This is a genomic window from Corynebacterium sp. MSK039, assembly GCF_030232315.1.
Classification (GTDB): domain Bacteria; phylum Actinomycetota; class Actinomycetes; order Mycobacteriales; family Mycobacteriaceae; genus Corynebacterium.
The window spans coordinates 134,648-148,529 of the sequence record NZ_JASPJL010000004.1 but is presented as its reverse complement, the minus strand read 5'-3'; the positions used below and the strand labels follow the sequence as shown (position 1 = coordinate 148,529).

Annotated in this window: 7 protein-coding genes; 4 read left to right on the top strand and 3 right to left on the bottom strand. The window is 67.7% G+C overall.

Annotated elements, in window-relative coordinates:
• Positions 1-38 precede the first annotated feature (38 nt).
• The 4 genes from QP997_RS04840 (at position 39) to QP997_RS04825 (ending at position 10,468) form a co-directional block, all read left to right on the top strand.
• Positions 39-1,916, top strand: coding sequence for a FadD32-like long-chain-fatty-acid--AMP ligase (locus QP997_RS04840; protein WP_284846397.1), 1,878 nt, complete (start codon positions 39-41; stop codon positions 1,914-1,916).
• A gap of 78 nt (positions 1,917-1,994) precedes the next feature.
• A complete protein-coding gene (gene pks13, locus QP997_RS04835) occupies positions 1,995-7,007 on the top strand; it encodes a polyketide synthase Pks13 (RefSeq protein WP_284846396.1) in 5,013 nt (1,670 codons plus the stop codon).
• Between the two features lie 7 nt (positions 7,008-7,014).
• On the top strand, positions 7,015-8,616 hold the full coding sequence (locus tag QP997_RS04830; RefSeq protein ID WP_148811526.1) for an acyl-CoA carboxylase subunit beta: 1,602 nt from the start codon (positions 7,015-7,017) through the stop codon (positions 8,614-8,616).
• A 124-nt stretch (positions 8,617-8,740) separates the two neighbouring features.
• Positions 8,741-10,468 carry an acyl-CoA synthetase gene (locus QP997_RS04825; protein ID WP_284846395.1) on the top strand — a complete coding sequence of 576 codons (1,728 nt, stop codon included), beginning with the start codon at positions 8,741-8,743 and terminating at the stop codon, positions 10,466-10,468.
• Between the two features lie 112 nt (positions 10,469-10,580).
• Here the strand turns inward: QP997_RS04825 and QP997_RS04820 are convergent, their stop codons facing one another.
• From QP997_RS04820 to QP997_RS04810, 3 genes are read right to left on the bottom strand one after another with little or no spacing between them, the layout of a single operon-like run.
• On the bottom strand, positions 10,581-11,858 hold the full coding sequence (locus QP997_RS04820; protein ID WP_284846394.1) for an MFS transporter: 1,278 nt from the start codon (positions 11,856-11,858) through the stop codon (positions 10,581-10,583).
• A 16-nt stretch (positions 11,859-11,874) separates the two neighbouring features.
• Positions 11,875-13,329, bottom strand: coding sequence for a DUF6114 domain-containing protein (locus QP997_RS04815; protein WP_284846393.1), 1,455 nt, complete (start codon positions 13,327-13,329; stop codon positions 11,875-11,877).
• Positions 13,313-13,882, bottom strand: a complete 570-nt coding sequence (locus tag QP997_RS04810; RefSeq protein ID WP_070758516.1) for a DUF6230 family protein — start codon at positions 13,880-13,882, stop codon at positions 13,313-13,315. Before QP997_RS04810 ends, QP997_RS04815 begins: the two co-directional genes overlap by 17 nt.

Sequence of the window (13,882 nt, the reverse complement as noted above, 5' to 3'; positions counted from 1 at the left end):
AATTTCTGAGCTTTAGGAAGGGACTAGGTGGTCCACTGATGGATATCAATGCAGCCATGGGGCAGTTCTTTGACGAGAACGGCAATATCGCCGTGCCCGATGCACTGACTCTCTCCGGGATGAACGAGATGCTCTTCGGCGCCGCTAAGGCGCAGGGAGAGGCCGACAAGGTTCTGTACCGCTACTGGGACTACAACGACTCAGCAGAAGGCGTGCTCCGCGAGTACACCCGCGAGGAGATCAACACCCGCATCAAGGCCGTGTGTGTGCGCCTGCAGCAGGTCACCAAGCGCGGTGACCGGGTGGCCATCCTCGCCAATAACTCGCCAGAGTACGTCTACAGCTTCCTTGGCATCATGTACGCGGGCCTGGTGCCGGTGCCGCTCTACGACCCGACCGAGCCGGGCCACGCTGACCACCTCACCGCCGTGCTGGATTCCTCCACCCCGGTGGCCGTCATGACCAACAAGCGCTCCGCCACTGCGGTCCGCGAGTTCTTCGCGGACCGCCCGGCCCCAGAGCGCCCACGCGTGCTCGTGGCCGACGCCCTGCCGGACAGCCTGGCTGAGCAGTGGCAGAACCCGGCCGAGCTGCTGGCCAAGCACCCGGAGCTCGCGCCGAAGAGCTCCGACGAGGCGTTCCTGCAGTACACCTCCGGCTCCACCCGCACCCCGGCGGGCGTGGTCCTGACGCACAAGTCCATCGTCACCAACGTGCTGCAGATCTTCATCGCCGTGAAGCTGCAGCCGCCGGTGCGCATCGTCAGCTGGCTGCCACTGCACCACGACATGGGCCTGATCCTCGCGGCTTTTGCCTCCATCTTGGGCATCCCGTTCGACCTCATGAGCCCGCGGGACTTCCTGCAGAACCCGGCGCGCTGGATCAAGCAACTGCACAAGCGTGACGACGAGGAGAACATCTACACCGTCGTCCCGAACTTCGCCCTCGAGCTGGCGACCCGCTACGCCAACCCCGCCGACGAGGCGAACGCGGAGCTGCTCGCGGGACTGGATCTCTCCCGCGTCGACGGCCTGGTCAACGGCTCCGAGCCGGTCACCCACGCCTCCGTGGAGCGCTTTCTCGACCTCTTCGCTAACTACCAGCTGCGCCGCGACACGATGCGCCCGTCCTACGGACTGGCCGAGGCCTCCCTGCTGGTTACCACCCCACAGACCGGAAAGCGGCCGTGGACCCAGTGGTTCGACCGCGAGCAGCTCGCGGGCGGTACCGCGGTGGCGCTGCCGGAGGGTGATGAGGCTGCCATGCCGCTGACCTCCGTGGGTCAGGTCTGCCCCTGGCAGAGCCTCTGCATCGTGGACCCGGAGACCGGCAAGGAGCTCGCGGACGGCCAGGTCGGTGAGCTGTGGACCAACGGTGAGAACACCGCCGCCGGCTACCTCAACCGCGAGGAAGAGACCACCTACACCTTCCGCAACCACCTCCCCGCGGACCACCGCCTGCCGGAGAACTCCCGGGCGGGTAACGCGCCGGAGGATAACTGGATGCGCACCGGCGACCTCGGCGTCATCGTTGACGATCAGGTCTTCATCACCGGCCGCCTGAAGGACCTCGTCATCGTCGCGGGCCGCAACCACTACCCGCAGGACATCGAGGAGACGGCCGCCGCGGCGACGTCCCACGTCAGCCACGGCGCGATCGCAGCCTTCGCGGTGCCGGGTGCTGACCTGGGACAGGACGTCGAGGGGCTGGTCATCCTCGCGGAGCGCACCCCGGAGGCCTCCCCAGTGGAGGACGGGCTTGCAGCCAACGACATCCGCGCGGCAGTGTCCAAGATCCACGGCCTGAAGCCGGCGGATATCCGCATCGTGGATGCCGGAAACATCCCGCGCTCCAGCGCCAACAAGATCGCCCGCCGTGTCGCGGCGAAGGCCTACACGCAGGGCCAGTTCAACTAGAGTTAGGCGGCCCGTCCATTAGGATGAAAGATTCACTAGGACGAGCCGCACCGCAACGAGAGGAATCACCCGGTCACCATGGCAGAAGATAACGTGGGTCGCGCTCAGCAGGACCACCCCCGGAGCGAATCCGAGCTCCGGCAGTGGCTGCGTAACTGGGTTTCGGAGACCACCGACACCCCGGAGGCGGAGATCCGCGACGATCAGCCACTGGAGGAATTCGGGCTCTCATCCCGCGACGTGGTGATCCTCTCCGGGGAGTTGCAGCGCATCACGGGCCAGTCGGTGGACGCCACCGTGGCCTATGAACACAACTCCATCGGGGCGCTCGTCGACTACCTGGGGTCCCTGGGCCAGGCGAGCGTCCCGGCGGCAGCGTCCGCGAAGAAGCGGGCCGTGGGTGGCGAGCAGGCACCGGGGGAGCGGGACATCGCCGTCGTCGGCATGGCAGGCAGCTACCCGGGAGCCCCGACCACCGGCGAGATGTGGGATCTGCTGATCGGCTACCAGGACGGCATCGGCGAGCCTCCCGAGGGCCGCTGGTCCGAGTGGGCAGATAACCCGGAGATGGTTCGCCGCATGGCGGACGCGCAGCTCACGGGCGGTTACCTGCCGGACCTGGCGTCCTTCGACGCGGAGTTCTTCGGGCTCTCCCCGCTGGAGGCCGCGAACATGGACCCGCAGCAGCGCATCCTGCTGAAGCTGACCTGGGAGGCCCTCGAGGACGCGCTGATCCCGGCGAACACGCTGCGCGGGGACAACGTGGGCGTGTTCATGGGAACCACGAATAACGATTACGCGAACCTCATCATCGCCGACCCGAAGGTCGCGCACCCCTATGCGCTGACCGGTAACTCCAGCTCCATCGTGGCCAACCGCATTTCTTATGCTTTTGACTTCCGGGGGCCGTCGGTGGCGATGGACACCGCCTGCTCCTCCTCCCTGGTGGCGATCCACCAGGCGGTCGGCTCGCTGCGCGACGGCAGCTCCGAGGTGGCGATCGCCGGCGGCGTGAATCTGCTGGCCAACCCCTTTGCGACCATTGCCTTCTCCGAGACCGGCGTGCTGTCCCCGACCGGCAAGATCCACGCCTTCTCCGAGGACGCCGACGGCATCGTGCGCTCCGACGGTGCGGGCGTGATCGTCCTCAAGCGCCTCTCCGATGCGGTGGCGGCCGGGGATAACATCCTCGGCGTCATCAAGGGCTCGGCGGTGAACTCGGACGGCCGCTCCAATGGCATCACCGCGCCGAACCCGGAGGCGCAGTCCGCCGTGCTGCGCGCCGCCTACGAGGACGCGGGGATCGACCCGACGACCGTGGACTACGTGGAAGCCCACGGCACCGGCACGATCCTCGGCGACCCGATCGAGGCCCGCGCGCTCGGCGAGGTGCTGGGCACGGGGCGCGATGCGGATCACCCGACCCTGCTGGGCTCGGCCAAGACGAACTTCGGCCACACCGAGGCCGCGGCGGGCGTGGCCGGCGTGATGAAGGTTCTGATGGCGATGCGCGAGGGCGTGCTGCCGCCGAGCCTGAACTACGTGGGCCCGAACCCGCACATCGACTTCGACGCCCAGCGCCTCGAGGTGGTCGAGGATCCGCGCGAGTGGCCGGAGTACTCCGGCCGCCCGGTCGCCGGTGTGTCCGGCTTCGGCTTCGGCGGCACGAATGCGCACGTGGTGATCGCCGCACCGACCGAGGAAGAGCTGCGCGACGCTGCCGCGCTGAACGAGGAGCGGGCCGCTGGCAATGCTGGTGCTGGCTCTGTTGTTTCCGGTTCCGGCGCCGCAGCGAACGCTGACCTGGCCCGCCCGCTGGTCGACTGGGAGTCCTGCGAGACTCCGGCCGCTCTGCTGCCGGTCTCCGGCTTCCTGCCCTCCCGCCGCCGTCTGGCCGCAGGCGACCTGCACGACTGGCTTGCCGAGCACGAGTCCGCTGACCTGCTGGACGTCGCCGGAGCACTCGCCGGCCGCAACCACGGCCGCTCCCGCGGCGTCGTCCGCGCCACCACCACCGCCGAAGCCATCGAGGGGCTGGAGCGCCTCGCCGAGGGCAAGAAGGGCGCTTCCGTCTTCACCGCGGACTCTCCGGCTGCCACTGGCCCGGTCTGGGTCTACTCCGGCTTCGGCTCCCAGCACCGGAAGATGGGCAAGGAACTCGCTGGCATCTCCAGCTTCTTCGCCGAGCGCCTCGCCGCGATCGACGAGATCGTGCAGCGCGAATCCGGCTGGTCGCTGGTGGAGAAGATCAACGACGACGAGCAGAACTTCGACCTGGAATCCGCCCAGGTCGCCATCACCGCCGTCCAGATCGCGCTGACCGACCTGCTGCGGGAGTTCGGGCTGCGCCCGGCCGCGATCGTCGGCCAGTCCCTGGGCGAGATCGGTGCCGCCTACGGCTCCGGCGGGCTGTCCCTGGAGGACGCCATGACCGTGGCCTGCCACCGCTCCCGCCTCATGGGCGAGGGCGAGGGCCAGCTCACCGGTGACCAGGCCGGGGCGATGGCCGTCATCGAGCTGGGCCCGGACGCGCTGGAGACCTTCCGCGCCGAGCACCCGGAGTTCGCCAAGGTGGAGCCCGCGGTCTACGCCGCGCCGGGCATGACCACCGTCGGCGGCCCGCAAGCGGCCGTCGCCGCGCTCGTCGAGTACCTGGACGGTGAGGGCAAGTTCGCCCGCATGCTGGACGTCAAGGGCGCGGGGCACACCTCGATGCTCGACCCGATCCTCTCCGAGCTGCTCTATGAGATCGGCGGCATCACCGCCCGCCCGATCCACACCCCGCTGTACTCCACCGTCCACCGCGGTGAGGTCTACCAGCCGGGCGAGGCCGTGCACGACGCGGATTACTTCGTCCATTGCACCCGCCACCCGGTCTGGTTCTCGGACGCTACCGGCCAGCAGTTCAAGGACGGCTACCGCACCTTCGTGGAGCTCTCCGCCCACCCGGTCGCGCTCATGCCGATCATGAACAACGCCTTTGCCCACGACGCGGGCGACGCCAAGACCCTCTACGCGCTCAAGCGCAAGGAACCGGCCACGGAGACGCTGCTGAACCTCCTGGCGGAGCTCTACGCCGAGGGCGCCGAGCTGGACTTTGGCCGCCTGTACCCGCGCAATTTCGCACTCCAGCTGCCGGGCCAGCACTGGGTGGAACAACCGCACTGGACCGACGCGCACCCATCCGGTGGTGGCGCGCAGGGGTTGCCGGGCAGCCGCGTGGACCTGCCGGACGGCCGGGTGGCCTTCGCGACCCAGGCGGATCGCGTTGCCTCCCTGGAGGTGCTGGCTGAGGCGCTGGCCGACGAGCTCGCGCCGGGGCACGCCGTCAGCGCGGCACAGTCCCACGGGGTGCTGCCCGCAGCCGGTGAGATCACGACCATCGCCACCCGCACCCTGGGCGGCTGGTCCCTCCAGGTTTTCGACGTCGCCGGCACCGGCCAGGTCCTCGGCGAGGCCTTCGTCAGCATGCTGGATGGGGCCGCAGGCGCGACAGCTGCTGCACCAGCCGCTGCGGCTGCCAACGCCACCGAGGATGCGGGGCAGAAGCTGGGCGCGGTGACGCAGTCCGCGCACGCCCTGCCGGAAGTCCAGGAGGGCGAGGCCCGCTGGACCCCGGACAGCGGGGGGAGCGTGGCCCAGCGGCTGCGGGAGATCGTCTCGGAGTCCATGGGCTACGACGTTGAGGACCTGCCGGGCGAGCTGCCGCTCATTGACCTGGGCCTGGACTCCCTGATGGGGATGCGCATCAAGAACCGGGTGGAGTATGAGTTCGACCTGCCGCCGCTGCAGGTTCAGCAGCTCCGCGACGGCTCCGTGGACACCGTGATCGCCATGGTCGAGGCGGAGATCGCCTCCCGCACCAGTGAATCGGGAGCTGCGGAGCAGGCGTCCGAGGAGGCCGACGCTCAGCCAGCAGGTGACGCAGCGGACGACGCCGAGGGCGCTACCGACTACACCGTCAACACCGGGGGAGTCGCCCCGCGCGACGCCTCCGAACGCCTCGTCTTCGCCACCTGGGCGAAGATCAACGGCAAGGCGGCAGCCGGCGTCACCAGCCCGCTACCGAAGATCAGCGCCGAGACCGCCCAGCAGGTCGCCGAGCGACTGAGCGAACGCTCCGGTGCTGAGGTCATCGCCGAGCAGGTCGCCGAAGCCACGGACCTCGCCGCCCTGGCGGATACCGTCCGCGCCAGCCTGGAGACCGCCGTCGAAGGCAACATCCGCGTGCTGCGCGCCCGCCCGGCTGGCTCCGAAAAGCCGAGCCTGTTCCTCTTCCACCCAGCCGGTGGCTCCTCGGTGGTCTACCAGCCGCTGACCCGCCGCCTGCCGGAAGGCGTCCCCGTCTACGGCGTCGAACGCCTCGAGGGCAGCCTGAAGGACCGCGCCGCGGCCTACCTGGACGAGATCATCGCCCTGGCCGATGGCCGCCCGGTCGTGCTCGGTGGTTGGAGCTTCGGCGGGGCCCTGGCCTATGAGGTCGCGTTCCAGCTCGCCCAGCGCGCCGCGGCGGGCGAGCCTAGCGCCGAGGTGCAGCGCATCGTCCTGCTGGACACCGTGCAGCCGGCCAACCCGGCGCCGGATACGAAGGAGGAGATGCACGCCCGCTGGGACCGCTACGCCGCCTTCGTCAACAAGACCTACGGCTTCGAGATGGAGGTTCCGCACGAGCTGCTGGACCTGCAGGGCGAGGACGTCATGCTCGCGATGTTCCAGGAGATGTTGCAGTCCCCGGAGGCCGCCAGCCTCGGGCTGCCCGCGGGCGTGCTGGAGCACCAGCGGGCCAGCTTCGTGGACAACCGCATCCTCGAGTCCCTGGACTTCCACGCCTGGGCGGCCGTTGATGTACCGGTCACCCTCTTCCGCGCCGAGCGGATGCACGATGGTGCAATCGAGCTGGAACCGGCTTATCGTGATATTGCGCCGGACGGCGGCTGGGGCGAGATCGTCACCGAGCTGGATGTCATCCAGCTGCAGGGCGACCACCTCGCCATCGTCGACGAGCCCGAGATCTCGAAGGTGGGCCGCGCGCTCACCGAGGTGATCAAGGACACCCCGGCCACGGACGAAGAACCACAGGATGAGGAGTAGCCCCGACGTGTCTGAAGACTCTGCTGACCAGGCCAACCCGCAGGGTGAAGATACTGCTCCAGCGGACAGCAGCGTGTCCGCAAAGCTGAAGGATCTGCAGCGCCGGCTCGAGCTGGCGCAGGACCCGGGCTCCGAGTCGGCGAAGGCCAAGCGCGACGCCGCTGGGCTCACCACCCCGCGCCAGCGCATCGACGCCCTCCTCGACGAGGGTTCCTTCACCGAGATCGGTGCCCTCGGCCAGGCCCCGGGCGACCCGAGTGCCCCCTACGGCGACGGTGTGGTCACCGGCTACGGCCGCATCGGCGGCCGCCCCGTCGCGATCTATGCCCACGACAAGTCCGTTTTCGGCGGCTCCGTGGGCGAGACCTTCGGTAAGAAGGTCACCGAGGTCATGGACATGGCCACCCGCGTCGGCATCCCGGTCATCGGTATCAACGACTCCGGCGGCGCCCGCATTCAGGACGCCGTGACCTCCCTGGCCATGTACTCCGAGATCGCACGCCGCCAGGTTCCGCTCTCCGGCCAGAGCCCGCAGATCTCCATCCTCCTGGGCCCCTCCGCAGGTGGCGCGGTCTACGCCCCCGTGACGACGGACTTCCTCATCGCCGTGGACGGCCGCACCCAGATGTTCGTCACCGGCCCGGCCGTCATCGAGTCCGTGACCGGCGAGAAGGTCTCCATGGAGGAGCTGGGCGGGGCGCGCCAGCAGGCCCGCAACGGCAACATCAGCTACGTCGCCGCCACCGAGGAGGAGGCCTTCAACTACACGAAGGATCTGCTGGACTTCCTGCCCTCCTCGGCCTTCGACGACCTGCCGCAGTACTGGGCACCGAACGACTCCCTGACGGAGCGGGATAAGGAACTGAACTCCATCATCCCGGACGACCCGAACGCCGGTTACGACATGATGGACGTGCTGACCCGCATCTTCGACGACGAGAACGTCCTCGAGGTGCAGGGCGACTACGGCGCCAACGTCATCACCGCCTACGCGCGCATCGACGGGCAGACGGTCGGCGTGATCGCGAACCAGCCGATGGTACTGGCCGGCTGCCTGGACGCCGAGGCTGCGGACAAGGCCTCCCGCTTCATCCGCATCAACAATGCCTACAACATCCCGCTCGTCTTCGTCGTGGACACCCCCGGCTACCTGCCGGGCGCGGAGCAGGAGAAGGTCGGCCTGATCCACCGTGGTGCGCACCTGGGCTTCGCCCTGGCCGACGCGACGGTGCCGAAGGTCACCGTGGTGGTGCGCAAGGCGTTCGGCGGCGGTTACGCCGTCATGGGCTCGAAGAACCTCACGGCGGATGTGAACCTCGCGTGGCCGACCGCGCAGATCGCGGTGATGGGCGCGGAGGCCGCCGTCGTCATGATGAAGGGCAAGGAACTGGCCGCGATGCCGCCAGAGAAGCGGGTGGTCGCGAAGAAGATGTTCATGGACTTCTACAACGCCAACATGACCAGCCCCTATGTGTCCGCGGAGCGGGGCTACGTGGACGCGATCATCTCCCCGGAGGACACCCGCGTGCAGCTGCGTCAGGCGCTGCGCCAGCTGGCGCACAAGCGCACTCCGAGGGAAAAGAAGAAGCACACGATTCTGCCGATGTAGCCGCATCGGTGAGCACACACAGCGTGGCGGATTACCTAGAATTCCGCCGCGCTCGTGTTGTTTTCGGCGTAATATCCATAGTAATTTTTGGGTCCAAACAACCTGCCAACAAGATGGGAAGTATATGACGACGCAGTCGCCGCTGAGCCAGATCAAGAAGCTCGCCAATAGCCTCAAGTACTCGGCAGAGGGCCTCGCCACCGAGGTCTCCGCCGTGGGGCGCGGGCTGATCCCGGTGCTGCGCTCCGACATCGTCGCCAAGGGAGGGGGCGTGCGTGGCCAGCTCGCCTTCCTGGAGGGCATCGCCCGCTACGGCTTCAGCACCGCCCGCCAGATGCGCTACGCGGCCTTCCACGCCCCAGATCAGCTGGCCTTCATCGACGACATGGGGCAGCGCACCTACCGTGAGATGCTGGATGACGTCCAGGCCCTGGCCCGCTCCCTGCAGCGCCGCGGCGTGAGCTCCGGTGCCCGGGTCGGCGTGATGTGCCGCAATAGCCGCGCGATCATCTACGCCATCGGCGCCAAGGGCTTCATCGGCACCAAGATCTTCCTGCTGAATATCGGCAGCTCCCCGGAACAGCTGGCCAAGTCCCTGGTGGAACACGACCTGGACCTGCTGTACATCGACGAGGAATTCGCCGAGCGTCTGCCGGAGGACCTCGGCGGCTGCGAGATCATCATCGGGCACGCCGAGGACCTCGGCAACCCGAAGGTGCGCGACGCCTCCTGGCCGACCTTCCAGCAGCTCATCGATACCGCTCCGAGCGCGGAAGCAGAGAAGCTGCCGCTGTTCCCGAAGCGCGACCACATCATCATCATGTCCTCCGGCACCTCCGGCACGCCGAAGGGCGTGGCCATCCGGGAGCCGCTGATCCCGACCCCGCTGCGCGCGCTGGTCACCCGCGTGCCGTGGCGCAAGAACATGATGCTGCAGATGTCCGCCTCCATGTTCCACTCCTGGGGCTGGGCGAACATCAACCTCATCATCGCCCACCGCGCGACCGTGGTGCTGCGCCGTATCTTCGACCCGAAGCAGGCGATGGAGGACCTGGTGAACTACCAGGTCGAGGGCATCATCACCTCGCCGATCTTCCTCAAGGAACAGCTGCGGGTCGCCGAGGAGGGGGACTACGACGTCTCCCGCGTGAAGATGATCATCTCCTCCGGCCATGCGATGACCCCGGACTTCATCCGCGCGGTCCAGGCGAAGTTCGGCCCGGTGCTGGCGAACTTCTACGGCTCCACCGAGGCCTCCTCCTGCGTGATGACCACCCCGGAGGAGCTGGCAGAGGATCCGAAGCTCGCGGGCCGCGCCGTCACCGGCGTGCGCATCAAGATTTTGGACGAGGACGGCAACGAGCTGCCCCCGGGCCAGGTCGGCCGCATTTTCTGCCGCGGCGCGATGACGATGAAGCAGTACACCAACGTCCGCGACAAGATGGTGATCGAAAAGGGCCTGCTCGAGATCGGCGACAAGGGCTACCTCACCGAGGACGGCCGCCTCTACGTCCTGGGCCGCAACGATGACATGATCATCGTCGGTGGCGAGAACGTCTACCCGAAGTCCGTCACCGAGGTGCTGGAGCCCATGCCGGGAATCCGCGACCTCTTCGTCAAGGGTGTGGAGGACGAGGACACCTTCGCACGCCTGGCTGTGTGGATTGTTCGGGAGGACGACGAGACCGGCCGGCGCCTCACGAAGAAGGCCGTTCAGGACTGGGTCCTGGAGAAGCTCGCCGAGCACTCCGTGCCCCGGGATGTCGTCTTCGTCGACGAGCTGCCGTACAACCCGACCGGCAAGGTCATGCCGCGCCAACTTCCGGATTCCCGCATTCACGGCGAGCCCTAGCTCGCGCTAGGGGCCCAGGCGCTGTGGGGTGTGCTGCCTGGGGGAGCGCGCCGGTGTGGGCCTGTGCGGGGCGGGCGTGAGGTGTGTGCGCGAGGGGCGTGCTACCCGGGGGCTAAGCCTGCTGCTTGGCCTTGCGGTGCACGAAGAGCGTGATGAGCAGGGCCAGCACATAGAGCCCGGTGAGCCAGGCGAGCAGCGCCTCCCAGCTGATGTCGAAGAACTGGCCGGAGAGCGCGCCCAGCAGGGAGGAACCCAGGTAGTAGCTCAGCACATAGGTGCTGGAGGCCTCGGCGCGGTCCTTCTTGGCCGCCGCACTCACCCAGCCGCTGGCCACGGAGTGGCAGGCGAAGAATGCGGCGGTGAACAGCAGCGCCCCGGTGATGGTGAGCCAGACCGTCGGGATAAACATCAGCAACAAACCGGCCAGTGCCAGCACCATCGCGACGGTGAGCACCCGGCCCTGGCCGTAGGCCTGCACGGCCCGACCCGCCCGGGCGGAGGACCAGGTGCCGGAAAGATAGATGATGAAGACCGCGGCGGCCAGTGATTCTGGTAGCCCGTACTCGCCGATCAGGTGGAAGCCCAGGTAGTTGTACAGGGAGACGAAGGCGCCCATCAGCAGGAAGGGCAGCACGAACAGCCCGAGCAGCACCGGCGAGCGGAAGTGGCCCGCGAAGGCGGCGAGCTCGTGGGAGACCGTGATCTTCTTTGGCCGGAAGTTCCGCGACGGCGGCAGCAGCACCAGCATCGCCAGGCCGATGAGGACGGAGACCCCACCCGAGGTCAGCACCGCGACGCGCCAGTCCGCGAATTCCAGCACCGCGCCGGGAATGAGGCGGCCGAAGAGGCCGCCGATGCTCGTGCCGGAAATATAGAAGCCCATCACCCGCGGCAGGTGTTGGGCGTCGATCTCCTCGGCGAGGTAGGTCATGATCACCGCGGGCACGCCGGCCACCGCCACGCCCTGCAGGGCGCGCATGAGCAGCAGCGAGCCGACGCCTGGCGCGATGGCCACCAGCAGGCTCAGGAAGGTGGCGGCCATGACGCTGATCTGCAGGATGCGGTAGCGCCCCAGCCGCTCGGAGAGGATGCCGACGGGGATGACGGACAGCGCGAGCGCGCCCGTCGTCGCCGAGACGGAGAGCGCGGCGACGGTGGGGCTGATGCCAAAGTCCGCGGTGATGCTCGGCAGCACCGCCTGGGTGACGTACATGGCGTTGAAGGACGCCAGACCGGCAAAAAGCGCGCCGATCAGTGCCCTCTTGTAGCCCGGATCGGTTGGTGTGAGCCCCCTAGATACGCCAGCGGCGCCGGCCGTCCCCTCCCGGGCGGCCGACGCCTTCGTTTCTGGCTCCACGTCCTCCGTTGCGTGATTCTCTGTGTGGCTCATGCCACTAATTATGCACTTAGGGTGCTAGCGACGTGCCCTTGGGTAGGTCAATGCGGTCCGAGGAGACCACGTAGGCCTCCATCGTGCCGTCCAGCATCCGCAGCTTCTCAGAGAGCGCGTCGGGCTGGCCGAGCCCCATCTTCGCGGCTTCCTTCTTGATCTCCTCCGGCGCCCAGGAGGCGACGATGGTGATCGGGATTGTCTTTACCCCGGCGATCTCCGGGGTGATGGTCAGCTTGCTCACGATGATGTGGAAGTTGCCGCTCAGCACGCTGGTCTTGCCGGGGCCCGTGCGCTGCCAGATCGGGCCAGCGGTCTGGCCGGGCATCTCCATGGCCAGGTTCTGCAGGACGGCCTTGTCCGAGTCGATGCGCAGTGCCGACTTCGGCCCCTGCTGGGTCTCCAGCGTGATCAGGGAGAGCTTCATGTTGCCCAGCAGCGAGGTGGAGTCGGTCGTGATCTGGAAGGTGTTCCCCGGGATTCCCCGCAGTCCCTCGATGGGGGCTGGGGGAGTGAGATCCATCTCGTATTCCTCCGGGATCTCCGGGAGCTTGAGTGTTTCCGGCAGCTTGGACGCTTCCGGGAGCTTTGGGAGGCCAGGCACCTTTGGTGGATCCGGAAGTTTCGGCGCTTCCGGCAGCTTGGGCGAGGCAGGTTGGTGCTGTGCTGGGGGCTTCGCCGTCCCAGGGGCCTTGGGCGCGCCCGGCAGATCCGGGAACTTCGGCAGCTCCAGCTGCGCCTGCGCCGGTGGTGCTCCCGCCGTGGCGGTCAGACCCGCGGCCAGTCCGGTCGTGGTGACGGCGGCGAGAACCGCAACAGCGGTGGAATTGCTGGCCCCGGAGGTCTTGCTCGACTCGGTGGTGGCCCGATCCGTCTTCTGCTGCTTCTTGGCCGCTCGCTGCGCGGCGAGTTCCTCCTTGGAGGATTCCGTCCAGGACAGTGCCAGGGCGCCGCCCACCAGGGCCAGCAGGGTGCCGAGCACGAAGCCGCCGAAGTTGGACGTCGGCAGCGCGACGATGCCCAGGATGATGCCAGCCACGCCGGTGAGGATGCGGCTGCCGCCCCCGAACCACGTCATCAGCCCGCAGGCGATCAGCAGGGCACCGATGATGAAGGTGGACACCCCGGAGATCGTCGAGACCTGGATGATGATGTTCGAGACCTCCAGCGAGAGGTACGCCGGGGTGAGGATCACGACCCCACCCAGCAGCATCAGCAGCCCGGCGAAGAAGGGGCGGCTGCGCCGCCACTGAGTGAAAGAGGGGCGGCTGCGCCGCCACTGAGTGAAACCGGAACGGCGCTGGGCATCCGTGGTTTCGTTTCTATCATCGCCAGCAGCGGCGTCTGCATCCGCGTCTGGAGTGGTCGACAGCTCTTGGGTATCCGCGTTCTCGGCTGCGGGGGTGCCACCGGTGCTCGTCGCGTCGGTGGCTGCCGCCTCCGCCGCCGCACCGTTAGCACTCTGCGTCATCTGGATTCACCAGTGTGATCTCGCTACCCGCCGCGGTCAGCTGATCTGCGGACAGCGAGGATGCGTGCATGGTCTGCCCATCGGAGATGAGCTTCTCGGCCGCGATACCCCACGCACCGGGGGCAGCGTTTTTGTCGACCTGGTTCGCATCGATGCCGATCTGTGGCTTGACCAGAGTCATGCCACCGCTCAGATCAGGGGCGCCGATGATCATGTTCTCGGCTTCCATGTTCTGGCCCGGCACGAGCATCTGGAACTTTTTCTCCCCAATACCCGGCACCTTGATCGGTGCGGACATGCACACGTCGGACACGCGGGCCTTGGTCATCTTGATGCGGGAGACCGTCTCCTCGCCGTTGGCGAGCTTGTCGGAATCGACGAAGAGGGAGAAGCCGTCCGCGTCCAGACCGCCGACGTCCATGTTGAAGATCGTGTTGGACAGCGCCAGGTTGGCGGAGATCCCGCCTTCGGCCATGGCGACGCCCATTCCCCCGGATGCCAGCAGGCCGACACCCAGAATTCCTGCGAATCGAAGTTTCCTTGTGTGTCCCAT

Bases quoted from the DNA above. Each gene is read 5' to 3' on its own strand.
- QP997_RS04840 (WP_284846397.1), top strand. From the start codon at position 39: ATGGATATCAATGCAGCCATGGGGCAGTTCTTTGACGAGAACGGCAAT.
- pks13 (WP_284846396.1), top strand. From the start codon at position 1,995: ATGGCAGAAGATAACGTGGGTCGCGCTCAGCAGGACCACCCCCGGAGC.
- QP997_RS04825 (WP_284846395.1), top strand. From the start codon at position 8,741: ATGACGACGCAGTCGCCGCTGAGCCAGATCAAGAAGCTCGCCAATAGC.
- QP997_RS04820 (WP_284846394.1), bottom strand. From the start codon at position 11,858: ATGAGCCACACAGAGAATCACGCAACGGAGGACGTGGAGCCAGAAACG.
- QP997_RS04815 (WP_284846393.1), bottom strand. From the start codon at position 13,329: ATGACGCAGAGTGCTAACGGTGCGGCGGCGGAGGCGGCAGCCACCGAC.
- QP997_RS04810 (WP_070758516.1), bottom strand. From the start codon at position 13,882: ATGGGACACACAAGGAAACTTCGATTCGCAGGAATTCTGGGTGTCGGC.